At 55.1% G+C, this 25,721-nt stretch carries 22 protein-coding genes and 1 pseudogene; 14 read left to right on the plus strand and 9 right to left on the minus strand.

The window, feature by feature from the left end; genetic code table 11:
• Window positions 1-51 precede the first annotated feature (51 nt).
• Window positions 52-2,865: pseudogene (locus tag PFRI_RS12360) on the plus strand (alpha-2-macroglobulin family protein); the annotation flags it as partial.
• A 3-nt stretch (window positions 2,866-2,868) separates the two neighbouring features.
• Window positions 2,869-4,902 carry a penicillin-binding protein 1C gene (gene pbpC, locus PFRI_RS12365; RefSeq protein WP_072631017.1) on the plus strand — a complete coding sequence of 678 codons (2,034 nt, stop codon included), beginning with the start codon at window positions 2,869-2,871 and terminating at the stop codon, window positions 4,900-4,902.
• 59 nt (window positions 4,903-4,961) lie between these two features.
• On the opposite strand, the gene PFRI_RS12370 is transcribed toward pbpC, so the two are convergent.
• Entirely contained in the window at window positions 4,962-6,140 is a 1,179-nt protein-coding gene (locus PFRI_RS12370) for an acetyl-CoA C-acyltransferase family protein (protein ID WP_072631018.1), read from the minus strand.
• Window positions 6,141-6,358: 218 nt separating this feature from the next.
• Between PFRI_RS12370 and PFRI_RS12375 the strand changes: the two genes are divergently transcribed.
• Window positions 6,359-7,330, plus strand: coding sequence for a hypothetical protein (locus PFRI_RS12375; RefSeq protein ID WP_139292119.1), 972 nt, complete (start codon window positions 6,359-6,361; stop codon window positions 7,328-7,330).
• Window positions 7,275-7,673: a hypothetical protein gene (locus tag PFRI_RS12380; protein WP_072631020.1), complete on the plus strand. Its 399-nt coding sequence runs from the start codon at window positions 7,275-7,277 to the stop codon at window positions 7,671-7,673. Before PFRI_RS12375 ends, PFRI_RS12380 begins: the two co-directional genes overlap by 56 nt.
• Here the strand turns inward: PFRI_RS12380 and PFRI_RS12385 are convergent.
• A complete protein-coding gene (locus PFRI_RS12385; protein ID WP_245812366.1) occupies window positions 7,670-8,203 on the minus strand; it encodes a helix-turn-helix domain-containing protein in 534 nt (177 codons plus the stop codon). The two genes, PFRI_RS12380 and PFRI_RS12385, sit on opposite strands and share 4 nt — an antisense overlap.
• A 134-nt stretch (window positions 8,204-8,337) precedes the next feature.
• Between PFRI_RS12385 and PFRI_RS12390 the strand changes: the two genes are divergently transcribed.
• Complete coding sequence (locus tag PFRI_RS12390) at window positions 8,338-9,531, plus strand: MFS transporter (protein ID WP_072631022.1); 1,194 nt, start codon at window positions 8,338-8,340, stop codon at window positions 9,529-9,531.
• 3 nt (window positions 9,532-9,534) lie between these two features.
• Here the strand turns inward: PFRI_RS12390 and PFRI_RS12395 are convergent, their stop codons facing one another.
• A complete protein-coding gene (locus PFRI_RS12395) occupies window positions 9,535-11,859 on the minus strand; it encodes an aldehyde dehydrogenase family protein (RefSeq protein WP_072631023.1) in 2,325 nt (774 codons plus the stop codon).
• Window positions 11,860-11,870: 11 nt separating this feature from the next.
• Complete coding sequence (deoC, locus tag PFRI_RS12400; RefSeq protein WP_072631041.1) at window positions 11,871-12,860, minus strand: deoxyribose-phosphate aldolase; 990 nt, start codon at window positions 12,858-12,860, stop codon at window positions 11,871-11,873.
• A gap of 195 nt (window positions 12,861-13,055) precedes the next feature.
• Between deoC and PFRI_RS12405 the strand changes: the two genes are divergently transcribed.
• From PFRI_RS12405 to PFRI_RS12420, 4 genes are read left to right on the plus strand one after another with little or no spacing between them, the layout of a single operon-like run.
• Entirely contained in the window at window positions 13,056-14,015 is a 960-nt protein-coding gene (locus tag PFRI_RS12405; RefSeq protein ID WP_072631024.1) for a metal ABC transporter solute-binding protein, Zn/Mn family, read from the plus strand.
• A 3-nt stretch (window positions 14,016-14,018) separates the two neighbouring features.
• Window positions 14,019-14,822: a metal ABC transporter ATP-binding protein gene (locus PFRI_RS12410; RefSeq protein WP_072631025.1), complete on the plus strand. Its 804-nt coding sequence runs from the start codon at window positions 14,019-14,021 to the stop codon at window positions 14,820-14,822.
• A 3-nt stretch (window positions 14,823-14,825) separates the two neighbouring features.
• The gene (locus tag PFRI_RS12415; RefSeq protein WP_072631026.1) at window positions 14,826-16,031 is read left to right on the plus strand and encodes a metal ABC transporter permease; all 1,206 of its coding nucleotides are present in this window, start codon (window positions 14,826-14,828) and stop codon (window positions 16,029-16,031) included.
• Window positions 16,028-16,960 carry a metal ABC transporter permease gene (locus PFRI_RS12420; RefSeq protein ID WP_072631027.1) on the plus strand — a complete coding sequence of 311 codons (933 nt, stop codon included), beginning with the start codon at window positions 16,028-16,030 and terminating at the stop codon, window positions 16,958-16,960. Before PFRI_RS12415 ends, PFRI_RS12420 begins: the two co-directional genes overlap by 4 nt.
• Here the strand turns inward: PFRI_RS12420 and PFRI_RS12425 are convergent.
• Together PFRI_RS12425 and PFRI_RS12430 are read right to left on the minus strand one after the other, a co-directional pair.
• Entirely contained in the window at window positions 16,957-17,340 is a 384-nt protein-coding gene (locus tag PFRI_RS12425; protein ID WP_072631028.1) for a DUF2147 domain-containing protein, read from the minus strand. The two genes, PFRI_RS12420 and PFRI_RS12425, sit on opposite strands and share 4 nt — an antisense overlap.
• Window positions 17,337-17,819 (minus strand): DUF4188 domain-containing protein, encoded by a 483-nt coding sequence (locus tag PFRI_RS12430; protein ID WP_072631029.1) that lies wholly within the window; start codon window positions 17,817-17,819, stop codon window positions 17,337-17,339. The genes PFRI_RS12425 and PFRI_RS12430 overlap by 4 nt, the downstream gene beginning before the upstream one ends.
• An 81-nt stretch (window positions 17,820-17,900) precedes the next feature.
• On the opposite strand from PFRI_RS12430, the gene PFRI_RS12435 reads away from it, so the two are divergent.
• On the plus strand, window positions 17,901-18,491 hold the full coding sequence (locus PFRI_RS12435) for a TetR/AcrR family transcriptional regulator (RefSeq protein WP_170124863.1): 591 nt from the start codon (window positions 17,901-17,903) through the stop codon (window positions 18,489-18,491).
• A gap of 51 nt (window positions 18,492-18,542) precedes the next feature.
• Here the strand turns inward: PFRI_RS12435 and PFRI_RS12440 are convergent, their stop codons facing one another.
• Both PFRI_RS12440 and PFRI_RS12445 read right to left on the minus strand, forming a co-directional pair.
• On the minus strand, window positions 18,543-19,895 hold the full coding sequence (locus PFRI_RS12440; protein WP_072631031.1) for an aminotransferase class III-fold pyridoxal phosphate-dependent enzyme: 1,353 nt from the start codon (window positions 19,893-19,895) through the stop codon (window positions 18,543-18,545).
• Window positions 19,892-21,811, minus strand: coding sequence for a cation:proton antiporter domain-containing protein (locus PFRI_RS12445; protein ID WP_072631032.1), 1,920 nt, complete (start codon window positions 21,809-21,811; stop codon window positions 19,892-19,894). Before PFRI_RS12445 ends, PFRI_RS12440 begins: the two co-directional genes overlap by 4 nt.
• A gap of 142 nt (window positions 21,812-21,953) precedes the next feature.
• Here PFRI_RS12445 and smpB point away from each other — a divergent pair, with 142 nt between their 5' ends.
• The 4 genes from smpB (at window position 21,954) to PFRI_RS12465 (ending at window position 24,909) form a co-directional block, all read left to right on the plus strand.
• The gene (smpB, locus tag PFRI_RS12450) at window positions 21,954-22,430 is read left to right on the plus strand and encodes an SsrA-binding protein SmpB (RefSeq protein WP_072631033.1); all 477 of its coding nucleotides are present in this window, start codon (window positions 21,954-21,956) and stop codon (window positions 22,428-22,430) included.
• A 136-nt stretch (window positions 22,431-22,566) separates the two neighbouring features.
• Window positions 22,567-22,746 carry a hypothetical protein gene (locus PFRI_RS12455; protein WP_175549255.1) on the plus strand — a complete coding sequence of 60 codons (180 nt, stop codon included), beginning with the start codon at window positions 22,567-22,569 and terminating at the stop codon, window positions 22,744-22,746.
• A gap of 120 nt (window positions 22,747-22,866) precedes the next feature.
• A complete protein-coding gene (gene sseA / locus PFRI_RS12460) occupies window positions 22,867-23,724 on the plus strand; it encodes a 3-mercaptopyruvate sulfurtransferase (RefSeq protein ID WP_072631034.1) in 858 nt (285 codons plus the stop codon).
• Entirely contained in the window at window positions 23,725-24,909 is a 1,185-nt protein-coding gene (locus PFRI_RS12465) for an amino acid aminotransferase (protein WP_072631035.1), read from the plus strand.
• 83 nt (window positions 24,910-24,992) lie between these two features.
• Here PFRI_RS12465 and PFRI_RS12470 read toward each other — a convergent pair whose 3' ends face one another.
• Window positions 24,993-25,721, minus strand: coding sequence for a metallophosphoesterase (locus PFRI_RS12470; RefSeq protein WP_072631036.1), 729 nt, complete (start codon window positions 25,719-25,721; stop codon window positions 24,993-24,995).

Raw genomic sequence — 25,721 nt, forward strand, 5'->3', positions numbered from 1 at the left:
CGATTACATCTTAGCTGAGCCACAAACCTGTCCGAATTAGTAGGACCACTTCAGTGGTATCAGCTTTACGGGAATTGGGACTGGGAACCGATCACGACGCGCAAACGCGTGGCGAGCGAAATCGTCTCTTTGAACGACGCGCCATTAACCATTAGCGCGCCTGTGGATTGGGGTCGCTACGAGGTGATCGTAGAGCGTTTGGACGGCACCTACATCGCCTCCTCCACAGACTTCTACGCCGGCTGGTACGCGCCTGCGGACACGTCGAACACGCCCGATACGTTGGAACTGTCCCTCGACAAGCCTGACTACAAAATGGGTAACACAGCGACCTTGCGACTTGTGCTGCGTTTCGCGGGTACAGCGTTGGTCACCGTCATGTCGAACCGCGTGATCCACATGGAAACGGTGCAGGTCACCGAGGGCGAAAATCTGATCCCATTGACTGTCACTGACGAATGGGGTGCTGGCGCTTATGTCACCGCGAATGTGATCCGTCCGATGGATGTGGCAGCGGGTCAAAACCCCGCGCGCGCATTGGGTTTGTCCTATGCCAAGATTGATCCAGAAGCGAAGCAACTCAGCGTGTCCATTGATGCGCCCGACGCCATTCAGCCGCGTGGCGCGCTTGAAGTTTCGCTGCAAGTGGATGGCATCAAAGCGGGTGAGGTCGCCTACGTGACCCTCGCTGCTGTGGACCTCGGCATCCTCAATCTCACTGCGTTCGATAGTCCCGATCCCTCAGGGCATTACTTTGGTCAGCGGCGGCTTGGTATGGAAATCCGCGACGTCTATGGACGTCTGATTGATGGTATGAATGGCGCGATGGGGCAGGTGCGTTCTGGTGGCGACGCGGCTTCTCGCTTGCGCTTGCCAAGCCCGCCGCCGACGCAAGAATTGGTCGCCTATTTCTCTGGCCCGATTGAGGTGGGCGCAGATGGCAAGGCAACCGCAAGCTTCGATATTCCTGCCTTTAATGGCACGGTGCGCTTGATGGCTGTTGCTTGGTCGAACACGGGCGTTGGCCAAGCCGAAGCAGATGTTTTGGTCCGCGATCCTGTGGTTGTCACTGCGTCTTTGCCGCGGTTCCTCGCACCCGGTGATCAATCAAACATGCTCTTGGAAATCGTGCATGCGACAGGTCCAAGTGGACGCATGGGGCTTGATGTTTCTAGCTTGGGAATTGTGCTGGATGCCACGCTGATCCCTTCGGGCCTGACACTGGAAGATCGCCAAAAACAGACACTAACAGTGCCAATTAGCGCGGCAGTTGTGGGTGATCACACGCTGCGCATCGCGCTTACGACACCGGATGGCAAGCAACTTGTGCAGACCCTAACCCTGCCCGTGCGCGCGAATGATCCTGAGGTGAGCGAAGTGCGCCAATTGAGCATTGCTGCTGGGGAAACTTTCACCCTCGATGATTCCGTGTTTGCGGGTTTCAAAGGGGGTACGGGGTCTGCCATTCTCGCCGCTGGTCCATTAGCAAAGCTCAACGCACCCGGTCTTTTACAAGCACTTGATCGCTATCCATACGGATGCACAGAGCAAATCACATCTCGAGCCATGCCGCTTCTTTATTTTGATGAAGTTGCGAAAGCGATGGGTTTTGATGAACGCCAGACCGTGCAGAAACGTGTGGATCAAGCGATTGCGCAGGTTCTCACGCGACAATCCTCTAACGGTGCCTTTGGCCTATGGCGCCCGGACTCTGGAGAGTTTTGGCTCGATGCTTATGTCAGTGACTTCCTGTCGCGCGCAAAGGCACAAGGGTACGAGGTTCCTGCGCTCGCCTTCCGCATCGCGATGGATAATTTGCGCAATCGTATCAATTACGCGCCCGACTTTGATGAGGGCGGTGAAGACGTCGCCTATTCCCTCATGGTGCTCGCCCGCGAAGGTGCCGCGTCGATGGGCGATCTACGCTACTACGCTGATGTGAAGGCAGAGGCCTTTACGACACCCCTAGCTGCCGCGCAGCTTGCTGCTGCTCTGGCGTCTTACGGTGATCAAACCCGCGCGGATGCGATGTTCGCACGTGCTGCACGCTTGATGGTCCCGCGCATGGGCGACGAGGCACGCGTGTGGCGTTCTGACTTTGGTAGCAACTTGCGCGATGCGGCTGGGCTGTTGACCCTTGCGGTTGAAGCGGGCAGCGCGACGGTGAACACGTCTGTGCTGTCCGAGCGTATCGCGCGCGCCGGACGTTCGCTTTCCACGCAAGAGGCGTCATGGGCTTTGCTTGCCGCGCACGCGTTGGTGGAGAATCCTAGCGCTTCGGGGCTCTTGGTGAATGGTGAAGTCAGCGCTGGCCCGCTGATCCGTCGCTTCAAAAGCGGTGCGTCATCTTTGGCAATCGCAAACACGTCGAACAACACGATGGATATCACGCTTAGCACTTTTGGGGTTCCGGAAATCGCCCCTGACGAAGGCGGTTACGGCTACAAGATTACGCGTGAGTACTTCACGATGGATGGTGCACCTGTCACTGATCTGACATTGCAAACAGGGGATCGCCTCGTCACTGTGCTTACGGTCATTCCCTTCGAGGAGGGTGCCTCGCGTTTGATGATCAACGATCCGCTGCCTGCGGGGCTGGAAATCGACAATCCCAACTTAATTCGTGGTGGCGATATTCGTGCGCTTGAATGGCTCAAACCTGCGAACGCACAGCACTCTGAATTCCGCGCGGATCGCTTTCTTGCTGCTGTTGATGCAAGCGGCGTAAAACCCTTGCGGCTCGCCTGCATTGTGCGCGCTGTGTCGCCGGGTGTTTACCATCATCCCGCCGCCTCTGTTGAGCACATGTACCGTCCGCAATACCGTGCGCGCAGTGATACGGGCCAGTTGGTTGTGAGCGAGTAAGCGATGCGCTTTTTCGCTTTCGTTTTTGCGCTGTTTTTTGTGGCGCTGGGGCGCGATGCGCTTGACGATTGGGTTGCACGTACGGACTTGCCGAGTGTTCTACCTGAAATTTCGGTCGAAGTGCGGGATCGCGATGATATTCTCTTGCGCGCCTACACCGTTGAGGATGGTCGTTGGCGTCTAGGTGTTGGCGTGGACCGAGTGGATCAACGCTACCTCGATATGCTGATCGCTTATGAGGACAAACGCTTTTTTGAGCATCAAGGCGTTGATCCTTTGGCAATGTTACGCGCGGCAAAGCAGGCTCTAATACAGGGTAAAGTGGTTTCTGGCGCGTCTACATTGACCATGCAGGTCGCGCGTTTGTTGGAGCAAAGCGGCACGGGTGCGTGGCACGGCAAGCTGCGCCAAATACGTGTAGCTTTGCGGCTAGAGCAAGTCTTGAACAAGGACGAGATCTTGCAGCTTTATCTCACGCTCGCGCCGTTTGGAGGTAATATTGAAGGGGTGCGGGCTGCTTCTTTGAGTTACTTTGGGAAAGAACCGAGGCGTCTAACTGCTGCGCAAGCCGCGCTTTTGGTAGCGCTGCCCCAAGCCCCTGAAGCGCGTCGTCCTGATGTCGACTTGAAGGCTGCAAATAAAGCGCGCCAAGTGTTGCTGGATCGGCTTATCGATACTCAAACGGTCAGCGTAGAAGAGGCACAATCAGCGCATTTAGAGCCTGTTTTAGCAAAGCGTTTTCGCTTTCCTGCTTATGCGCCGCATCTTTCAGATCGCGCACGAAGCGAAGACCCAGAGCGTGCTATTCACCGTCTTACTTTACAAGCAGAGCTACAAAAGCAGGCGGAGAAACTCGTGGCGTCTAGCCTGCGAGGGCAGGCGGAACATGTCTCTATTGCGATGGTTTTGGCGGATCACACGAGCGGTGAAATCATTGCACATGTGGGCTCAGGCGGGTTTTCCGACAAAGATGCCCGGCAAGGGTTTATCGATATGACTCGTGCGCTGCGGTCACCCGGATCAACGCTGAAACCGCTGGTCTATGGCTTGGCTTTTGATCAAGATCTCGCGCATCCAAGCACGTTGATCAACGATCGACCTGTTGCTTTCGGAAACTATGCGCCACAGAATTTTGACGGCACGTTTCGTGGCGAACTGCGCGTGGATGAAGCGTTGCGTTTGTCGCTCAATATTCCGGTGGTTTTGCTAACCGAAGAGCTTGGCCCTGCGCGTCTGATGAATGCCCTTAAAAAGGCAGGAGTTACGGCGAAACTTCCAAGCGGGAACGCGGGATTGGCGGTCGCTTTGGGTGGTGTCGGGACATCCCTTGAAGGGTTGGTGCAGCTCTATGCGGGTCTCGCACAAGGTGGTCAAAAACAGACCCTAAATTGGCGAAAAGGCTCGATTGAAGAGAGTGAAGGGAACTTCGTTTCGCGTGCGTCTGCATGGCAGGTGTCGCACATCCTAGCGGGTCTCGCGCCGCCTAGGGGTGCAGCAAACATGCGGCTCGCATACAAGACTGGCACATCCTACGGGCACCGGGATGCGTGGGCGATTGGGTTTGATGGGCGCTATGTTGCGGGTGTTTGGATTGGTCGTCCAGATGGTACGCCTGTGCCGGGCGCATTTGGCGGTGAACTTGCCGCGCCGATTTTGTTCGAGCTTGTTGGTTTAGTGTCACAACAGGCGGTTCCATTCCCGCCGCCACCGCCCGAAACGCTTTTGTTAGAGACTGCTGAATTGCCGCACCCGTTGCGCCGTTTCAAAGGACGTCGCGCGATTTTTGAAGTGCCGCCAGATGCGCCAAAGATGGCGTTTCCACCCGATGGCGCACGATTGGCGCGTACAGGGGTTGGCGTCAGTGTGAAAGTGAGGGACGGACGCGCACCTTTTACTTGGCTGGCCAATGGGGCACCGATTTTGACAGGTGTGCATACACGAGAAGCGCAACTGCCGTTGATGGAGGAAGGGTTCGTGCAATTGTCCGTTATCGACAAAGACGGCCGCGCTGCGCGCGCGACCATTCGGTTGGATTAGGTTCAAGAGCCTTTGCAAAGGCTCTTGCCAGATCTTTTTGCAAAAAGATCTTTCCCTGCTCAGAGCGTTTCAATTGCCAAAGCGATGCCTTGGCCACCGCCAATGCACATCGTGATAAGCGCACGTTTGCCACCGATACGCTCAAGCTCGTAAAGTGCTTTGAGCGTGATGATCGCACCTGTCGCACCAACCGGATGACCGAGCGCAATCGCACCGCCATTCGGGTTCACTCTCGCAGGATCAAGGCCAAGACCTTTGTTGACAGCAAGCGCTTGCGCGGCAAAAGCTTCGTTACTTTCAACCACATCAAAGTCCGATGCTTTGAGGCCCGTGCGTGCAAATAAGTTCTCGACCGCAGGCACCGGTCCGATCCCCATCACCTCAGGACGCACGCCGGCATGGGCATACCCCAAGATACGTGCACGCGGTTTCAATCCAGCCTTCTTAGCGGCAGAAGCAGTCGCAAGCACCATCGCAGCAGCGCCATCGTTGATGCCAGACGCGTTGCCAGCCGTCACTGTGCCATCTTTTTGAAAGACCGTGCGTAACCCGGAAAGCGCCTCTTCAGAGGTCGCCTTAGGATGTTCATCAACCATGAAATCCACCATATCGCGTTTCACTTTGACGGGAACAGGTGTGATCTGGCTATCGAAGTAACCATTCGCAATTGCATGGGCTGCACGCGTTTGGCTCGCCATGGCGAAAGCATCCTGCGCAGCGCGTGTGATATCGTGCTCAGCCGCAACGTTTTCAGCGGTGACGCCCATGTGACCCGTCCCGAAAGGGCAATTCAAAGCGCCAAGCATCATGTCGAGCGTGCGTATATCACCCATTTTCGCACCCCAGCGCTGATCAGGGATGATAAATGGTGACCGCGACATGCTTTCAGCACCCCCTGCCAGCGCGAAGTCTGCATCACCAAGCATCAAAGATTGAACCGCAGAGACAATCGCCTGCGCGCCCGAACCACAAAGGCGGTTCACGTTCATCGCGGGGGTCGTATCGGGAATGCCCGCTTCAATCGCAGCCACGCGAGACAGATACATATCGCGCGGTTCTGTGTTGATCACATGACCGAAGACCACATTGCCGATTTGAGCACCCTCGACGCCTGAGCGCTCTAGCGCCGCTTTGCTGGCGATGGTTGCCAATTCGATTGGTGGGGTGTTTGCGAGCGCCCCGCCAAAGGTGCCAATAGCTGTGCGTGCGCCGTCTAGGATGACGATTTCGTCGGACATGTGTGTTCTCCCAATTCTTGAATTTGTGAGCACTATGGGCGCGCAAGACGCGTTTGTCAGCCCGGACGAAACGTCAAAGAGACTTGTGACATAAGTGCTGGCGTGTTTTCTCTTTTGCTATGACATTGCATCCGAACCCAACCGCACAAACACCAGCCGAACAAAAGCTACTTGCGGAATGCGCAGGCCCTGCTCGGATTATGTTCGGGGAAGGATGCGTGCCTGAAAAGGAAAGTGACGACAACCTTATCAGAGCATCGTTCTTGCGGGACCTTTTGCTCTCTGAGGCTGGATTAGGGGCCAAGGGACTTCGGATCAGGGGGGCATGGATTTCTGGAAAGCTGGACCTGCAAGGCGCGCGTTTGAGCTGCGATTTGTCCTTCACGCAGTGTCATTTTACGGATGTGCTTGAGCTGGTGAATGCGCGTATGCGCGGGTTGATCTTTTCGGGCTGCGAACTGCCCGGACTTTCAGCGGACAATGTCGTGCTGGATGGCGCATTATTTATACGTGCAGGCACGCGCATGAGTGGCGAGATGAGCCTGTCCGGCGCGCATATCAATGGAGATGTGCAGCTTGTCGATTGCAGCATCCTTTCGCAAACTCAAGATGCGATTTTTGCGCCTTCCATGACGGTCGAAGGTTCGCTTTATTTGGGGAATTACCCTTATTCAGGCGAGGTCACATCGCTGACTTGCAAAGGTGCGTTGTTCTTCCTTTCGCTCGCAACGAAGCACGATGTGTTCGTGACCAACGTGGCAACGTCCGTGCAAGATGAATTTGGCGCGGGCGGCATTTTTCAAGCGACAGAAGAGCATGGTCGCGATATTGCGTTGTCTTTTGCGCGCGCGCGGATTGAGGGGCTTTTGTTCTTCAAAGACAATCAGATTGGACGCGGTATTGTGAACCTCTCGGGTGCGCGCTGTGCGCGTTTGCGTGATGAACCAGAAGGGCCGGGTGCAAGCTATCCGATCCGTTTGGAGGGGCTGACCTACGAAGGTTTCTCGCAGCACACAGATACGTCTGTTCAGAACCGCCTTGCTTGGTTAGAGCGGCGACCTGAAGAAATGGGGTTCACGGCGCAAACCTACGAACAACTCGCCCGCGTTCTGATGCAAAACGGTCAACGTGCCGATGCGCGCAGTGTTCTTTGCGGCAGCGCTGATCATTGGTCTTGGCACGTTCTTTGATCAAACTTGGCGTGCTGGCGACATGACGCCCAATGCGGCCCCTATTTTGATCTCTGCGGATTGGATTGCTGCGACGCAAACCCATGCGGAGAACCCAGCTGCATTCTGGTCCGGTAGCACGGAAGCTGGCAAGGATTGGGAGACGTTCAATGGTTACGCATACGCCGCTGATCTGGTCATCCCGATTGTGTCTTTGGGGCAGGAAACGGCATGGGCACCGTCCACGTCACGTAGCCCTTTAGGACGCGTTGGCTGGTGGTTGCGTTGGTTCGCAAAAGCGCTTGGATGGATTATCACAGCGCTTGGTGCGGCGGCGGTGACTGGGGCTGTCAGGCAGGACTAATAGTGCGGCGGGGTGACGGCCCAAAAGATCACCGTCTCTTCATCAGTCGGGTTGGCGTAACGATGCGGCTTGGTCGATGAAAATTGGAATGCGTCTCCAGCGCCAAGACGCATGACTTGGTCCTCAACGGTAAGTTCCAAGACACCCGAAACGACAAAACCACCTTCTTCGCCCTTATGCGCGTAATTCGCATCGCCAGAGTTTGCATGGGGCGCAAAAGTCGTCAGGATCATCTCTAAAGTGCCAGACAGGTTCGGGCTGAGCAATTCATCATGCACCCCTGAATCAAAGCGCAAAGCGCGGCGTTTATTGGCGCGCACAATGATGTCAGTCTCTGGGTTATCTGCATCGCTTGGGTCGGGGAAAAACCAGTTGATACCAACGCCAAGCGCTGCACCAATCGTGTTGAGGGCACGTACGGACGGATCGGCGTCTTGCCTCTCAAGCTGGCTTAGATACCCAACAGACAGTCCTGTTTCAGCGCCGAGCTGCGCGAGCGTAAGCCCTTTCGTCTTTCTGAGTTCCCGCATTCGGGTTCCGATGATTGGCTGGGTCGCGCGCGCATTCATCTTAACTGTGACTCCAAATTTATGATGAGAAGTGATATGAGTATCTTAAATTCAGATTAAATGGCTGATGCAAAGCAGTCAAACAAGGATCGCATATGTCCTATCTCTCTAATCGGTTCATTGGATCCTACTGGTTCTGGCACTGGGGTGAAGGGTTCCAGACAGTGCTTTTCACATGGTACATGAGCATCCATTTGAACCTAAGCGCGACCGAAATCGGCTTTTATCAGGCGCTGGTTCTATCGCCCTTTCTGATCTTCACAATCATGGGCGGCGTTCTGACCGACCGCATTGGCGCGCGTTTGAGTTACACAATTTCAACGCTCATTTTCGCTGGTATCCTCATCAGTTACGGGGTGTTTGATCATAGCTTTGGGTATGTCCCAAAAGTATTTTTCCTCTATTGCGTCCTTGCGGGGATTGTCAGCGCAGTGTCGAACCCCGCAATTGACACGTTCATCCCAGAGGCGACGCCAAAGCCGGCACAAAGCAATGCTTTGTTGGCGGCGACGACGCATAATCTGGCGAAGCTGACGGGGACGATATCGGCACTGGCTTTGCCATTTTTGTTGGCCATGGGTGGGTTTGTGGTGAATGGGGTCTTGATGGCCTTGAGCGCGCTCCTTTTGCATGGGCATGCCAAAGACGTGACGCGAAGCAGGCGCAAAGTGCAGCCGCACCTCTCCAAGCGTGTTTTGCCACGCCTTTTCGCCCAATATCGTGACTGCCCTGAGAACCTTGATATCTTGCTAGGTAGTGTGCTTTTGGGCCTAGTGATTGTTCCTGCGGGTTACATTCTATGGCCCCTCATTCTGCGTGAAAACTTCGCAGAATATGGCAATTGGATTGCGCTGATGAATATTTCCAGCTGGATTGGCGCGATTGCAATCACCGCGTTTTTCACGCGCCTGTCTGATGCGATCACGCGCCCCGGTTTGGCTGCGCTGTGTATTTGGGGTCTCTATGGGTTTGGAATTTTGGCGCTGACGCTCGTGAACAGTTACGCGATGCTATGTTTTTTGATTATGTGTCTGGGTGGCGTGAAAGTTGGCAAGGCTTTGGTCTATGGAAAGTACTTGCACAATGCGCCGAATGAAGAGCGCGGCGTGCTGATCACTGTCGATCAAACGGCGTTCTGGGGGCTTGCGACCTTGGGAACGTTTTGCATGGGTGCTTTGGTCGATCAGATCGGTTTGAACGAAACGATTTATGTTGCGTCTGGTGTTGTGCTTTGTGGCGTCACACTTCTCGCGCTGCGGGGTCATCTTTTGCGGATGACCCCTGCCTGATCGCTATTCCCCGTAGGGCACCCAGACGGTTTTCGTCTCTGTCGCAGCGCTGAGATAATCGCGCGTTGTGATCTCTACGCTTTGACCATTGTTCACCCAAGTGCGTTTGAGATTGCCGGTGCTGTTCGCCTCGATGACAGCGGAAACGCTGGAAGAGGACTGGCTCCAAACAGCATCCACATCGTTATGCGCCGCTATGTGCGGGGCAAGTTCTATGTGTGAACCAGTAAGGATATTCACAACGCCTGCAGGCACGTCAGACGTCTCCAAAACCTGTATGAAATCTGTCGCGGCGAGCGGGAAGGGTTCAGAAGCGGCCAAAATACAGCGATTGCCCATAGCCATGCTCGCACCCATCGGCTTAACCAAGCCAAGCAAAGGCATGTCATCGCTACAAAGCGCAGCAATCACGCCCACAGGCTCTTTCATGGCCAAAGCGATCCCTTTGATCGGAACACCGCGCGCGGCACCATCCCATTTGTCGGCCCAAGCAGCGTATGTGAAGAGCGCGTTCAGCGAGGCCTCAACCTCTGCCTTACCGCCATTTTTACCCGTCATCGCATCAATGCGCTTGGCGAATTCAGACGCCCGCGCAGAAAGGTTCTCCGCCATATAGTAGAGGATTTGAGCACGAAGGTGCCCAGTGGTTTTGCCCCAAGCATTTGCGCCTTGAGCCACCTCAACAGCGTTGCGAATGTCTTTGCGATTGGCGAGCGATACATCACCCAGCTTTTCGCCCTTTTTAGAATAGACCGCCTTGGAATACCCGCCATCAGGGCGCGCTTGTTTGCCGCCAATATAGAGCTTCGCGGTGCGATCAATCGGATCTGATCCAGCGTCACTACCTGTGAAGGCTTCGACCTTACTCAGCGCTTTGCCTTTCGCTTTGGGCTTGGTGTAGGCCATCAGACCTTCAAGCCCGCCTTCACGTCCAAACCCGCTTTCGCGGACACCGCCAAAAGGCGCAGCAGCGTCAAACAGGTTCGTCGCATTCACCCAAACGACGCCCGCAACCAGCTTTGGGGCGATGTCGAGCGCGAGATTGACGTTTTCAGTCCAGACCGTTGCCGCCAATCCATAACGCGTGTTGTTGGCGAGTTGCACCGCCTCTGCAGGGGTGCGGAAGGTGGTGGCGCACAGCACAGGGCCAAAGATCTCTTCCTGCATCAACGCAGCAGAGGGGGAGAGACCAGTGATCAAAGTAGGCGGATAGTAACAACCACCTTCGGGCATATCACAAGCAGCGTGATAGGTTTCGCCCTCAGAATTTTCGCTCACCATCTTGGTGATCTGCGCAAGCTGAATTGGGTCCACGATAGCGCCTACGTCGATGCACTTATCCAGTGGATTACCAATACGCAGCCCATCCATGCGGCGCTTGAGCTTTGCGTAGAAGCGCTCGGCCACGCTTTCCTGAACCAGCAAACGCGAACCAGCGCAGCAGACCTGACCTTGGTTGAACCAAATCGCATCAACCAGCCCTTCAACAGCGCTATCGAGATCAGCATCATCAAAAACGATGTAGGGCGACTTGCCACCAAGTTCTAAGGTCAGTGCTTTGCCCGATCCTGCCGTCGTCTTGCGAATACGACGACCCACAGCGGTGGAGCCTGTGAACGCGATTTTATCGACATCGGCGTCAACGATATGTTGACCTGTTTCACCGTCACCTGTGACGATGTTCACCACTCCCGCAGGGACACCCGCCTCTTGGCAGATTTCCGCAAAGATCATCGCAGTGAGTGTGGTGTATTCTGCCGGCTTCAACACAACCGTGTTGCCCATCGCCAGCGCGGGCGCGATCTTCCACGCGAGCATTAGCAGCGGGAAGTTCCAAGGCACGATCTGTCCGCATACGCCAATCGCTTCGCGGCTGGGCATTTCATCTTCCATCAACTGCGCCATGCCCGCGTGATAGTAGAAATGACGGATCGTCAATGGGATATCGATGTCGCGGCTTTCGCGGATGGGTTTGCCGTTATCGAGCGTTTCCATCACCGCCAACAAACGCGCATGTTTTTGCATCAGACGTGCAATCGCATAGAGCACGCGCGCACGGGCTGCGCCATCCTTCGCCCACTCGGGTTGCGCTTTGCGGGCAGCTTTCACAGCACTTGCGACCTCATCAGCGGTGCCTTTGGTCAACCCTGCAAGACGCTCACCCGTTGCGGGATTATTCAACGTCATGTCATCACGCAGGATGCCGAATGTGCCGTCAATAAAGTGACCTGCAATGCCACCACGGCTTTCGATCCATTCCAACGCTTCAGCAGCGCTTTCAGGGGCGGGGCCGTAGTCCATTTTGTCGAGACGTTCGGAAATGCTCATGCTGTGTCTCCTTACGCCAGCGCGTGGCGGTAACCGGCGGAATATGCGCCTGTGACGTGGTGTTCTAATTGGCGTTCAATGTCGTTCAACAAAGATGATGCGCCAAAGCGGAAAAGATCAGGTTGCAGCCAGCGATCACCCAGCTCGTCTTTCATCAGCGCGAGATAAACGAGCGCGTCCTTTGCTTTGGAAATCCCGCCAGCGGGTTTGTAGCCAACGCGATAACCTGTGCGTTCATGGTAGTCGCGGATGGCGCGGATCATCACCAAGGACACAGGCAAGGTCGCGTTGACGCTCTCTTTACCCGTCGACGTTTTGATAAAGTCAGCGCCCGCCATCATGCAAATCAGCGAGGCACGCGCGACATTGCGCAACGTGCCAAGTTCTCCTGTTGCGAGGATCGCTTTCACGTGAGCATCGCCGCAAGACGCGCGAAAGGCGCGCATCTCATCATAAAGTGCTTGCCAATCGCCGCTCAAAACATGGCGACGGGAAATCACGATGTCGATCTCGGCGGCACCTGCTTTCACGCTTTCCTCAATCTCTGCAATACGCAGATGAAAGGGGGACAGACCCGCAGGGAAACCCGTAGAGACAGCAGCGACAGGAATACCGGAGCCAGCAAGCGCATCGACGGCGGTTTCGATCATATCGTGGTAAACACAGATCGCGCCAGTTTGGATACCGCTTACCCCAAGTGCCTCTGCGATATCGGCGCGCAAGGGCGTTCGCGCTTTGGCGCAAAGACGGCGCACACGTTCAGAGGTGTCATCGCCCGACAGCGTGGTCAGATCGATGCACTGGATCGCCCGCAAAAGCCACGCGGCTTGATAGTCTTTCTTGACGCTGCGCCGACCCGGCAGTGTCTTGGCGCGCCGCTCAATCGCTGAGGTATTCGCCTGCACAGAGCGCACCCAGCTGAGATCAAGGTCCATCCCAGGATTTCGCGGCTCTATCGTTTGGGGCAAATGCGTTGTGGTTTGGGCAGTTTGCGTTGTCATATTCATGCACTCCAAAGGAGGGGGCGTTTTCTATCCTGTCCCATGAGTCTGCGTTCTTGGCAAGGATGAGCGGTACGTTAGAGCTTATTTTTTGACCAAATGATCAGAAATATACACTCTTTATTGCGAATAAGTCGCAACTTCATTGACTTTTTGCGAATGACTCTCATATTCAACTTAACAAAGGGAGATTCCATGCCTTTCAACCGTCGTCATTTTTTGAGCATCGCAGCAGGCGCAACCGTAGCGCCACGATTTGTTTTGGCTGCTGACACTTTGAAAATTGTTGCGACGACTGGAATGATTGCCGACACAGCACGCCGGATCGGCGGTGCGCATGTTGAAGTGCAAGCGCTGATGGGTTCGGGTGTGGATCCGCATGCCTACCGTCAGACGCGAACAGATATCACAGCGATGACGCGTGCGGATTTGGTACTGTGGCATGGTCTTTATCTAGAAGCGCAAATGGAAGAGTTTCTGGTGAAGCTCGCCCGCCGCCGCACGTCTGTTCCTGTCGCTGACGCGATGCCGCGTGATGTTTTGCTGTCTCATGAAGATTATGGCGGCCGCTTTGATCCGCATGTGTGGATGGTGCCGAAATTGTGGATGCATGTCGCCCGTGAGATTGCGCGCGTGTTGAGTGAAGCTCGCCCAGAGGCCGCTGATGATTTTGCGACTCACTTGGCGGCGTTTGAAACCGAAGCGAATGCGCTGCAAACCTATGGCGAGACCACTCTTGCGACCGTCCCCCAAAGCGCGCGCGTCTTGCTGACAGCGCACGATGCTTTTGGCTATTTCGGACGTGAGTTTGGCTATGAGGTCATTGGGATCCAAGGCATCTCGACCGAGAGCGAAGCAGGTCTGAACCGTATTTCAACGCTGGTCGATATGCTGGTAGAGCGCAAGATCGGCGCGGCGTTTGTGGAAAGCTCCGTCTCTGATCGCAACATTAGCGCTTTGATAGAGGGTGCCGCAGCGCAGGATCATAACGTCACGATTGGCGGCGAGCTTTTCTCAGACGCGATGGGCGCGGATGGGACGTATGAAGCGACTTATATCGGCATGATCGATCACAACATTACAACCATTGCTCGTGCCCTCGGTGGCACCGTGCCCACGCGAGGCATGAACGGCAAATTGGCAGCGGGAAGTTAAGATATGACACAGATTGAATTGGCTACATCGAACGGGACGCGCATGGCTGAAACCTCTGACGACGCGGCTTTGGCTATCCGCGGCATGACGGTCAGCTACGGCCAAAAGCCTGCTGTGTTTTCTGTAGATATGACCGTTCCCGTTGGGTCGATGACTGCGATCATTGGCCCAAATGGCGCTGGTAAATCAACCTTGCTGAAAGCGGCGCTGGGCGTGATTAAACCGCTTGCGGGGACTGCGACCGTGTTCGGTCAACCCGTCGCGGATGCCCGCGCGCGGATCGCCTATGTGCCGCAGCGCGCAAGCGTGGACTGGGATTTTCCGACGCGTGTGATTGATGTGGTTTTGATGGGTCTTTACCGCGAACTTGGCCTCTTGGGTCGCCTGCGTGGCGCTCACAAAGCCAAAGCGATGGAGTGTCTAGAACGGGTGGGTATGCAGGACTTTGCGACCCGTCAGATTGGGCAACTTTCTGGTGGTCAACAACAGCGCGTGTTCCTTGCACGGGCCTTGGCGCAGGACGCCGATCTTTACCTGCTCGATGAGCCGTTCGCAGGTGTCGATGCGGCAACGGAGAAAGCCATCATCGACGTGCTACAATCCTTGCGCGCGGATGGGAAAACCGTCGTCGCTGTTCATCATGATCTGAGCACTGTTCCCGACTATTTCGACCGAGTATTCCTTATCAACACGACACGCATCGCCGAGGGAACGGTTGAAGACGCCTTCACCCCGCAGACCTTGCAAGAAGCATACGGCGGGCGTCTCGCCACTGGTCAACTGGGCCAGACTGCGCTTGGTGCGTAACCCATGCTTTGGCATGCCCTGACCCTTCAGCTTGGTTATAACGCCACGCTCGTAACGCTTGGCGCGATGCTGCTTGGCATTGCGGCGGGCGTGACAGGGACATTCCTTTTCCTACGCAAACGCGCTTTGGTGAGCGATGCGATTTCGCATGCGACTTTGCCGGGTGTTGGCATCGCTTTCATCATCATGGTCGCGCTGGGCGGTGATGGTCGCAGCTTGATCGGCCTTATGCTTGGCTCCGCTGCGTCTGCTTGGCTTGGGCTTTTGTGCATCGGTTTTCTAACCCGTCGTACGCGTCTCGCAGAGGATGCTGCGATTGGCGCTGTGCTGTCGGTGTTCTTTGGCATTGGCATTGTGTTTTTGACCTTCATTCAGACAATGAGTGAAGGACGCCAAGCAGGCTTGGAGGGCTTCCTGCTCGGCTCTACCGCTGGGATGCTCTACTCTGATGCCGTGATTATCGCGGTTGGGGGCGCGTTGGTTTTGGCGGCTGTGATCGCGTTTCGCCGACCCTTAAGTGCTGTTGCATTTGATCCAGAATTCGCCGCTTCAAGCGGGCTAAATGTCCCGCGTCTTGATCTGATTATGATGGGTTTGGTCATGGCGATCACGGTTGTAGGTCTCAAGATTGTTGGGCTGATCCTGATCGTTGCTTTGCTGATCATCCCCCCTGTGACAGCACGCTTTTGGAGCGAACGCGTGACAGGTGTTCTGTGGGTCGCGGGAATTGTTGGTGGCGTCGCTGGTTATGTTGGAGCTACGCTGTCCGCTGTTGCGCCTGCGTTGCCGACGGGGCCTGTGATCGTGCTGGTGTTGTTCGTGATGTTCGCTTTGTCATTGCTGTTCGCCCCAGCGCGAGGTGCTTTGGCGGCGGTTCTCAAGCATCTGTCGTTTCAAAGACGTGTGCACATTCGTCAGGGCCTTCTCGCGCTTGCGCAAGGCCAGCCGATCTACGAAAAACTCACGCTCCGTTTGCTGCAACGCTCTGGTCTTGCGCGCGCGGACGGCGTTGCGACAACAGATGGAAAAGCGCGGGCGGCGAAAGCCTTGCGCGATGAAACGCGCTGGCAGATGGCGCGGTCGCGAGAGGAATTCGCGTTGGCAGCGACGTTCTATGATGGGCTGACCGAGATCGAAACAGTTCTCACAGGGGATCAAATCGGTGAACTAGATCGCTTGATTGGTGCACCAATGGGGGTGCCCGCGTGATGGGAGAGGAATTCGTTGCGATTTCGTTAACGCCTATGTTGATCGGCACATTGGCCGCGATTGCCTGTGCTTTGCCGGGGAATTTCTTGTTGCTCAGACGCCAAGCTTTGATTGGCGATGCAATTAGCCATGTGGTCTTGCCGGGCATCGTCGTGGCGTTCTTGATCACTGGCGTTGTTGCGGCTGTTCCGATGATGTTGGGCGCTGCGGGGGCGGCGGTAGTGGCGGTGGTGATGATCGAAGCGATCCGCCGCCTTGGCAAGATTGAACCGGGCGCTGCGATGGGTGTGACGTTTACGGCAATGTTTGCGGGCGGTGTTTTATTGTTGGAGCAATCAGACACAAGCACGGTACATTTGGATGTAGAGCACGCGCTCTTTGGCAATTTGGAGAGCCTGATATGGCTTGACGCGACGGGTTGGGCCTCTCTTCTCGATTTGGAAGCACTTGCGTATCTGCCTGTGGAGTTGCCGCGTTTGTTTGGGGTTCTGCTGGTCGTTGCACTGTTCACATGGGTGTTTTGGCGTCCCTTAAAGCTGTCCACGTTCGATGAAGGTTTCGCGCAAAGCATGGGCATTCGCACAGGACCTTTGGGCTTTACACTGGTGATCGTCGCAGCATTGGCAGCGGTTGCAGCATTTGATGCAGTTGGGTCGATCATCGTGATTGCAATGTTCATTTGCCCGCCAGCGGCGGCGCGCCTCATGACCAATGCGTTGGGTGCGCAAGTGGCTTGGAGCGTGTTGTTCGCGACGCTTTCCGCAGTTCTAGGTTACGTTTTCGCAGGCTATGGCCCTCTGTGGTTTGGCGCGGATAACGCGGTGAGTGCGGCTGGGATGATCGCGACCGTTTCGGGCCTTATCCTTTGCTTTGCCGCAGTCTTTGGACCCCACCGCGCGCGCAGTGGGGCGCCAGCGGAAGCACTTTAACGCGCGCGCATCCAGATGAACGACTGACAGGCAACCAGCACACAGCCAGAGACTTTGAGGCTGCCATTCTGTAGCTCCATCCGTGACTTAAAAGTGCGGTCTTTGTTCGGATCCCAGATCTTCCCACCGTCCCATTTGCCCGCTTTCGAGGTTGGTTTCATATCCCAAATCATGCGCTTGCCCATGTGTTCATAAGTGCCTTTCTTGCCTTGGGCATCGCGCGCATCGACGATTTTTCCACACAGCGACGCCCCACAAGGTGCGATGTTCACAATCAAGGTTCCGCGTTCTGTTTTATGGGTGCGCCAAGTACCCGTGACATCTTGCGCCTGCAAGAAAGTGGGGAAAAGCAGCAAGGCGAAAAGCGCTAAAAATCTCATTGATCTTCTCCTGTAACGCGGCCTCTGGCGGTGTTCATGTGACCTGATGCTGGGACGGTGGTGCTGGCTTTGCCCAAGCCATCCAGTGGCATTGCTGAGTATAGGGTGTCGTATTGTCCGTCAGACACGAGAAACGTTTCATGCCAAATCCCAACATCTTTGCGTGCGCTTTTTGCGGCTTTGTTGAAGGCTTTCCATGCTGGCATGTGTTGCTTGGCGGTGTCTCTTGCATAAGCTTCGAGATGGTCGAAACTGCGCCAATACTGTATCGTGACGCTTGGTGATCCTGCGCGCGTTGCAAGGCATCCGGTTTGTTCGATCGGCAATGTGCGCAGTTCCTTTTGCATCCGCATCATCGCGAGAGCGACAGGAAGCCATTTGTGAACCTTCCACCACACGTTGATTCGCATCCCGATCAGGAAGACGACAAAGTCACCCTCAATCTGCGCGCTCATACGCTCTTCAATGATCTTCGTCATCGTCTGTTTTCCACGCTCGCTACAATGTCATCGTTGTTGACATGGTTGACGGAGCGGCACCCTAATGTCAACGCTGTTGATATGGCGCAAAAAAAGGCAACATATCATCACGGGGATCTGCTTGTTCAGATTGAACGAATTGCTTGGGAAAAGGTTCGCGAAAGCGGTGCTGACAACCTAAGTTTGCGCAGCTGTGCGCGTGATGCGGGGGTTGATCCCGCAGCGGTCTATCGCCATTTCAAATCGAAAGATGCGCTCTTGGCGCGTTTGGCAAGCAAAGCGTTTTTGGAACTCGCCCAAGCAATGGAAGCCGGCGAAGCGCGGTTTGTCGAAATTGATCCAAAGGGCGCACTGGTGCAGATCGGCATGGCGTACATCGGATATGCTGTGCGAGAGCCGCATATTTTCCAGATGATGTTCGACATTGCGGGGCGGTGTAAGCGCGACGGAATTGCGGGTTTTGTGATTGAAGACCGCAGTGCGCATGGAATTTTGGTCAACGCTGTAGAGCGGCTTCAACCCACGTTCGATCAAGACGTTCATGTCTTCACGCTTTGGAGCGTTGTCCACGGGTTTGCGAAACTGGCGAATTCGGGATTAGGGCCAGCGCCAGATGACTTAGAACACCTTGCGCACGCGCTTTGCGAGAACGTCGCTGAGCTGATCCGTTAGAGGCTGTCCGACCCTTTAGAAGACAACCAAGGGGCCGGACATTTTCAGAGGTCAAGCAGCGCTGAGACCTGTGTCCAGGGCATCCAGAATGGTCTGCACTTCACCCTCAGAAATCGTCAAAGGCGGTGACATGAGGATATTTGGTGGACCCATGCGCACCATGGCGCCTGCCTCGTAAGTGGCTTGTTGGATGCGTTTGACGGTTGCGGGATCAATCGGGGTTTTTGCGGTTTTGTCAGAGACCATCTCGAAACCTGTCATCAAGCCAGTGCCACCGCGTACATCACCGATGATGTCGTGTTTTGCAGCCAGCGCTTGGCATCCCTCGAACAGTTGTTTGCCGCGCGCAGCTGCATTGGCACGCAGATCAAGACGGACAGTTTCAGCTAGGCATGCGGTGACGGCAGCAGCGCCAACTGGGTGCGCGGAGTATGTATAGCCGTGATAAATGCCGCCCACCGCAGGATAGCTGTTCTCGAATACATCCGCGACTTTTTCGTTAAAAAGCGCCGCGCCCACAGGGAAATAGCCAGAGGTGATGCCCTTCGCGGTGCTCATCATATCGGGCTTCACGCCATAGTGGGTAGAGCCGGACCAAGAACCAGTGCGCCCAAAGCCTGTGATCACCTCATCCGCGATCATCAGAATGCCATGACGGTCACACACATCACGCATGAGACCCATGAAGCTCTCGTGTGGGACAATCACGCCACCTGCGCCTTGGATCGGTTCCATGATAAAGGCGGCGATGGTGTTCGCGCCTTGGAATTGCACCTCATCCTCGAACGCATTCGCGATGTTCTGCGCCAGCTGTGCTGGGTCGGTCTCATTGAACGGATTACGATAAGGATAGGGGCTGGGCAGGTGGAAGCAACCGGGCAACATAGGCTCATAGCCGATGCGGAACCGGTTGTTGCCGTTGACAGATGCGCCACCGAAATGGGTGCCGTGATAGCCCTTTTTGAGAGAGATGAACTTTGTGCGCGTCGGCTCGCCAAGTAGACGATGGTACTGACGCGACAAACGTAGGCAGGTCTCGACTGAATCTGAACCACCCGAGGTAAAGAAGGACCGCACCATACCGTCAGGTTCAAAGAACTCGCGCACGGCATAGGACGCCTCAATTGCAGGTGGGTTCGTTGTGCCGGAAAAGGCGGAATAGTAGGGCAGATCGTAAAGCTGTTTGGCAATCGCGTCCTTGATCACGTTGTTCGAATACCCAAGGTTCACGCACCACAGGCCACCCACAGCATCGACAGTCTTGTGACCATCTAGATCTTCAATCACGACGCCTTCAGCTTTGGCGATAATCGCGGGCATGTTAGCGTCTGAATTGCCCTGATGACCCATCGGATGCCACATGTGGCGCGCGTTGTTCTCGCGCAGGAAATTGTCGTCTTTCATAGCTGTTCCTCGCCTTTCGAATTGCGCTGAAGGATTTTATGCATTTGCTCTCTGACTTCGGCCTCGCGACGCGGCGCGACTTCGCGGATTTTGGCCATGAAGGCTTCGTTCTCAAAAGGGGAGATGTTGACGTCATAGGTGTCCGCGACCTCGACCATGCCCTCGCGATCAGATTGATCAAACACCGCAACCATATCATTGGCCTTGTCGCTTGGAACGCCAAGCGCCTCAAAGGCAGAGCGGCCCATGCGCAAAGAACTGTCATAGGTTTCGCGGATGATGTCACGGCAGCCAGCAGCATAGAGTTCGTAAACGTGGTTACGATCCAACGCGCGCGCCATGATGTGCACATGCGGATGGTTGGTGTGAATGTAGTGGGTCATCTCGTTGATCTGCTCTTTGTTGTCGATGGCGATCACGATCAGCTTGGCTTCATGGATGCCTGCGGCGTGCAGCAGGTCAGGACGGCTCGCGTCGCCAAAATAGGCTTTGACGCCGAACTTTTCGAGCATGTCGAGTTGCTTGGAGGAATAGTCGATCACCGTCGGCGTATGACCCGCTGCGCGCAAGATACGTGCGACCATGCCGCCAACACGACCATGACCTGCGATAATGATGTTAGAGTCTGCGTCGATGTCGTCCGCTTCGCGTGCTTCTTCCTCGCTATATCGCGGTGCGATGAGACGGTCGTAAATGATGAACAATGCAGGTGTGAGCAGCATCGACAGCGCAACAACCAGCAGTAGGATATCTGCGATGGAGGTAGGAATGATGTTGCCAGCAACGGTAAAGGACAGCAGCACAAAGCCGAACTCACCTGCTTGGGCTAGGCCAAGCGCAAAGAGCCATTTATCTGCGCCTTCAATCTTGAAGATGCGCGCAAGACCCAAGAGGACCAGCGCTTTCACTGCGATCAAGCCAAGGGTCATGCCAAGGATAGAACCCAGATTTTCCGAGAGCAGCGCAAAATTGATACCGGCGCCAACGCTCATGAAAAACAGACCCAGCAAGAGGCCACGGAACGGATCAATGTCGCTTTCTAATTCGTGTCGATAGGCGGAATTGGCAAGCACAACACCCGCGATGAATGTGCCAAGCGCAGGCGAAAGGCCAACAAGGGACATAAGCAGCGCGATACCAATCACGATAAGGAGCGCACCCGCTACGAAGAGTTCCCGCAAACCAGCACCTGCAATAAAGCGGAAGATCGGAGAAGTCAGAAAGCTCCCGCCAAGGATCACAGCGATCACAGAACCGACGGTGACGAGCATAGTCTGCCAACCGTTCAACCCCTCAACAAGGCTCATGGCTGACCCATGATCCCCTTCACCACTATGATCATCGCCCCCATGTGCTGCATCAGCGCCGTGGGCCACTGCGTCACTCGCGACATCCATCAGCTCTGGCATCGCCAGAAGCGGCAGCAGTGCGAGCATTGGGATAACGGCAATATCTTGGGTCAAGAGCACGGAAAAACTCGACTGCCCGCCGTCGGATTTCATCAAACCCTTTTCATTCAGTGTCTGCAAAACGATCGCCGTTGAGGACAGCGCCATGACCAAACCAATCGCCAAAGCAATCGACCAAGGTTGCCCGAACGCCATGCAAAGCCCCATCACAACAAGTGTCGTAATCCCGACTTGCCCGCCGCCAAGCCCCAACAGCTTTGCGCGCACCGCCCAGAGCATTTTCGGCTCAAGCTCTAGCCCGACGAGGAACAGCATCATCACCACGCCAAATTCAGCGAAGTGCTGGATCGCGATGACGTCCACATGCAGCAGTGCCAAGATCGGGCTGATAATAATCCCTGCAATCAGATAGCCAAGCACTGACCCAAGGCCGAGCCGTGAAGCGATGGGTACGGAAATTACGCCTGCACATAAAAAGATGAACGCGAGAAGAAGGAAATCAGTCATTTTACGGCTTTCAAATGGGCAAAGAATTCGTTCAAGTCTGAGGACAAGCAACGCAAGTCCAGCGACATTTCTCAAATGGCCTTGGAGCGCGCTGCGTTAGCGCCTATGTAGGTTTCTCAGACTTTAGAAAGATGCGTAGACCATGGCCAAGCCAAAGGACAATCCGAACTATAAGGTGATCGCCGAGAACCGGCGTGCGCGCTATGATTATGCGATTGAGGATGACGTTGAGTGCGGGATTATCTTGCAGGGGTCAGAGGTAAAATCGCTTCGTGTGAACTCTGCCAATGTCGCGGAAAGCTATGCGGAAGTGAAAGACGGCGAGTTGTGGTTGGTGAACAGCTATATTGCACCCTATGAGGCCGCCAAAACTTGGGGTCACGAAGAGCGTCGCCGCCGTAAATTACTCGCTTCCAAAAAAGAGCTTATGCGCATGTGGTCGGATACGCAGCGCAAAGGCATGACGCTGGTTCCGCTTGTTTTGTACTTTAATCACAAAGGTTTCGTGAAGCTGAAGATAGGCATCGCCAAAGGCAAGCAAAACCATGACAAACGCGCGAGCGATGCGAAACGCGATTGGGGACGTCAAAAGCAACGTCTATTGCGGCATTCTGATTAGGTGATTGGTTTGGTGGGAAGTGCCGCTGTTCTTTCCCCGTGACAGCTTTTGTTGAATACACGTATAAACACCTGCGCGCACGAATTGGGCCAAAACGGCGCTGCACATATAATTGGCCCAACGGGAAGGAATTATTATGGAACTCTTGATTGGTCTGCTTTCGGGCGCAGTAGGTGGTAACGTTGCTGGCGGTGTTCTGAAGAACCTCAACCAAGGTACGCTTATCAACTCGATCTCCGGCATTGTTGGCGGTGGTATCGGTGGCGGTGCAGTCCTTGCGATTGTTGGTGTTGTTAAAAACATGATGGCGAAGTAATTCGCGCTTTAGGATAAGCTGACAGGCATCGCGGTTTCGCGGTGCCGACACTCCCCCAGACCCTTGCCACTGCGCGCCCTCGCCAGTATGCAAGTTTGCAAGCAAAAGAGGGCATTTCACATGGCATCTGACGACCCGAAGACCTTGGTTTCTACCGAATGGCTTGCTGCACACATGCGCGACCCTGATCTGCGGATCATTGACGCGTCTTGGTATATGGCGGCAGAGGGCCGCGATGCGCGCGGCGAATACGAAGCCGAACATATCCCCGGCGCGCGTTTCTTTGACATCGATGAAATTAGCGATGCGCGCTCCAAGTTAGATCACATGGCACCGAGCACTGAAAAGTTCATGTCGCGGATGCGTGCCATGGGCATTGGTGATGGGCATCAAGTGGTTGTCTATGATGGCTCGGGCATTTTTTCTGCGCCGCGTGTGTGGTGGCTGTTCCGTTTGATGGGTCAAATGGACGTTGCTGTGTTGGATGGTGGTCTCAACAAATGGCTTGCTGAAGGCCGTGAGACGGAAGATATGCCGCCGGTTATTCGTGATCGCCACATGATGGTGCGATTCCAGAACCAAATGGTGAAAGACGCCACACAAGTTGCGGCTGCAGCGAAACTTGGCGCGCCTCAAATCGTTGATGCGCGCTCGCCTGCCCGCTTTGCAGGGACAGAGCCTGAGCCACGCGAAGGCATGCGCGTTGGGCACATTCCAAATTCGCGCAACGTCTTTTATAAAACTCTGCTTAACAGCGACAACACGATGAAAGATCCGGCTGAACTCAAGGCGGCGTTCGAGGCTGCTGGCGTGGATCTGGACAAGCCTGTGATTAACACATGTGGATCGGGCATCACGGCTTGTATCCTAGCGCTTGCAATGGAACGGATCGGGAAAACGGATCACTCCGTCTATGATGGTTCTTGGAATGAATGGGGCTCTGTGCCCACTATGCCTATTGAAACTGGAGAGGCTTAAATGTTTGCCAACCTAAAGCCACAACCTGCTGACAAAATCCTAGCTCTGGTCAAAGCGTTCCGCGAAGACCCGCGTGCTGAAAAGATCGACCTTGGTGTTGGTGTTTACAAAAATGCTGAAGGCACGACGCCTGTGATGCGCGCTGTGAAAACGGCTGAAAAGCAGTTGTGGGAGATTGAGAGCACCAAGTCCTATGTTGGTCTTGCGGGCGATCCTGCGTTTTCCGATGTGATGATTGATTTGGTGCTCGGCGACGCGGTGGAGCGTTCGAACGTTGCTGCCGCAGCAACGCCCGGTGGCACAGGGGCATGTCGTCAAGCGTTTGAGCTGATGCAAATGGCCAACCCTGACGCGCGTGTTTTCGTGTCTAACCCTACATGGCCTAATCATACGTCGATCCTGAATTACCTAGGGATTGAGCACGTGCCGTACCGCTATTTCGACGCTGACACGCGAGGCGTTGATTTTGATGGCATGCTAGAAGACCTGAAGGGTTTGAAAGCAGGCGATTTGGTGTTGTTGCATGGGTGCTGTCACAATCCGACGGGCGCAAACTTGAACCTGACGCAGTGGCAGATTGTTGTTGATGTGCTCAACGAAAAGGGTGCGATCCCGATGATCGATATCGCGTATCAGGGTTTCGGCGATGGTCTTGAAGAAGACGCAGCTGCCGCACGTCTAGTCGCGTCCTGCGTACCTGAATGCCTGATCGCTGCGAGTTGTTCCAAGAACTTTGGTATCTACCGTGAGCGGACTGGATTGTTGATGGCCGTGTCTACTGAGACGTCTCGCCAGGGGTTGAATCAAGACACGCTGGCGTTCTTGAACCGTCAGAATTTTTCGTTTCCACCCGACCACGGTGCGCGTTTGGTCACGATGGTTTTGCAGGACCCTGATTTGCGTGCTGATTGGGCGAAAGAATTGGAAGATGTGCGTCTTGGAATGCTTGGCTTGCGCGAACAATTGGCTGGTGAATTAAAGCGTTTGAGTGGCTCTGACCGGTTCGGGTTCTTGGCGCAGCACCGCGGGATGTTCTCGCGTCTGGGCACAACGCCTGAAATGGTAGAGCGCCTGCGCGCAGAGCACGGGATTTATATGGTTGGTGACAGCCGTATGAATATTGCTGGTCTGAACGCGCAGTCTGTGCCGATCCTGGCGCAAGCAATTATCGACGTGGGTGTTTGACAGTTTCGAATCGGCTTTGCCGATCCGACCGGCTGGGGGACTAGTCCCCCAGACCCCCTAGGATATTTACAAAGAGAGGAAAGCTAAGGCGTGAGGTGTTGGCGGCCTTTGGCGGTGAGGACATGAACTGTTGTTCCCTCAAATACCGCGGTCGTTAACGGTTTGCCGTAGCCTGCGCCTGTGTCGAGGTTCACGTGATTGCCTGCATGGAGGGGGGCATCAACGGGAGTGTGGCCATGAACGACGAGTGCGCCGTGATCGGATGTGTCATTCGAGAACTCGTTTCTGATCCATACGAGGTCATCTTCTGTTTGATCGCGTAGAGCGACGCCCGGGCGGACACCTGCGTGTGCAAAAAAGAGTGGGCCGTGAAAGAATGAAGTTTCGCAGTCTTGTAAGAAGCGAAGGTGATGATGTGGCACGGCTTTGAGCGCATCAGCGTGGACGTTAAAAAGCCTGCGGGATGGATCTGCTTGGACACCATAAGAGGCGAGCGTTGTTGTGCCACCTAGGCGTTCGTGCAGCCAGTGGTAGCCAACGAGTAGGTAAGGGTCATGGCGCGGAACAGGTTCCATGAACCACTCGAACATGCGGTCGTGATTGCCTTTTAGGAAGCGCCAAGGTTTGCCGGCGGCTTTGTTTTGAGAAAGGCGTTCGATCACGTCTTTGGAGTGTGTGCCACGATCAACATAGTCGCCCAAGAAGACGATCTGCGCGTCTTTGCCACCATCTGCTTCAATCAGCGCAAGCGCATTTTCGAGCATTTCGATTTGGCCGTGTATGTCGCCAATGGCGTAGATGGGTTGGGTCAT

Source organism: Planktotalea frisia, from assembly GCF_001890925.1.
Lineage (GTDB): Bacteria > Pseudomonadota > Alphaproteobacteria > Rhodobacterales > Rhodobacteraceae > Planktotalea > Planktotalea frisia.

Bases quoted from the DNA above. Each gene is read 5' to 3' on its own strand.
- pbpC (WP_072631017.1), top strand. From the start codon at position 2,869: ATGCGCTTTTTCGCTTTCGTTTTTGCGCTGTTTTTTGTGGCGCTGGGG.
- PFRI_RS12370 (WP_072631018.1), bottom strand. From the start codon at position 6,140: ATGTCCGACGAAATCGTCATCCTAGACGGCGCACGCACAGCTATTGGC.
- PFRI_RS12380 (WP_072631020.1), top strand. From the start codon at position 7,275: ATGCGCGCAGTGTTCTTTGCGGCAGCGCTGATCATTGGTCTTGGCACG.
- PFRI_RS12385 (WP_245812366.1), bottom strand. From the start codon at position 8,203: ATGCGGGAACTCAGAAAGACGAAAGGGCTTACGCTCGCGCAGCTCGGC.
- PFRI_RS12390 (WP_072631022.1), top strand. From the start codon at position 8,338: ATGTCCTATCTCTCTAATCGGTTCATTGGATCCTACTGGTTCTGGCAC.
- PFRI_RS12395 (WP_072631023.1), bottom strand. From the start codon at position 11,859: ATGAGCATTTCCGAACGTCTCGACAAAATGGACTACGGCCCCGCCCCT.
- deoC (WP_072631041.1), bottom strand. From the start codon at position 12,860: ATGACAACGCAAACTGCCCAAACCACAACGCATTTGCCCCAAACGATA.
- PFRI_RS12405 (WP_072631024.1), top strand. From the start codon at position 13,056: ATGCCTTTCAACCGTCGTCATTTTTTGAGCATCGCAGCAGGCGCAACC.
- PFRI_RS12410 (WP_072631025.1), top strand. From the start codon at position 14,019: ATGACACAGATTGAATTGGCTACATCGAACGGGACGCGCATGGCTGAA.
- PFRI_RS12415 (WP_072631026.1), top strand. From the start codon at position 14,826: ATGCTTTGGCATGCCCTGACCCTTCAGCTTGGTTATAACGCCACGCTC.
- PFRI_RS12425 (WP_072631028.1), bottom strand. From the start codon at position 17,340: ATGAGATTTTTAGCGCTTTTCGCCTTGCTGCTTTTCCCCACTTTCTTG.
- PFRI_RS12430 (WP_072631029.1), bottom strand. From the start codon at position 17,819: ATGACGAAGATCATTGAAGAGCGTATGAGCGCGCAGATTGAGGGTGAC.
- PFRI_RS12435 (WP_170124863.1), top strand. From the start codon at position 17,901: ATGGCGCAAAAAAAGGCAACATATCATCACGGGGATCTGCTTGTTCAG.
- PFRI_RS12440 (WP_072631031.1), bottom strand. From the start codon at position 19,895: ATGAAAGACGACAATTTCCTGCGCGAGAACAACGCGCGCCACATGTGG.
- PFRI_RS12445 (WP_072631032.1), bottom strand. From the start codon at position 21,811: ATGACTGATTTCCTTCTTCTCGCGTTCATCTTTTTATGTGCAGGCGTA.
- smpB (WP_072631033.1), top strand. From the start codon at position 21,954: ATGGCCAAGCCAAAGGACAATCCGAACTATAAGGTGATCGCCGAGAAC.
- PFRI_RS12455 (WP_175549255.1), top strand. From the start codon at position 22,567: ATGGAACTCTTGATTGGTCTGCTTTCGGGCGCAGTAGGTGGTAACGTT.
- sseA (WP_072631034.1), top strand. From the start codon at position 22,867: ATGGCATCTGACGACCCGAAGACCTTGGTTTCTACCGAATGGCTTGCT.
- PFRI_RS12465 (WP_072631035.1), top strand. From the start codon at position 23,725: ATGTTTGCCAACCTAAAGCCACAACCTGCTGACAAAATCCTAGCTCTG.
- PFRI_RS12470 (WP_072631036.1), bottom strand. From the start codon at position 25,721: ATGACCCAACCCATCTACGCCATTGGCGACATACACGGCCAAATCGAA.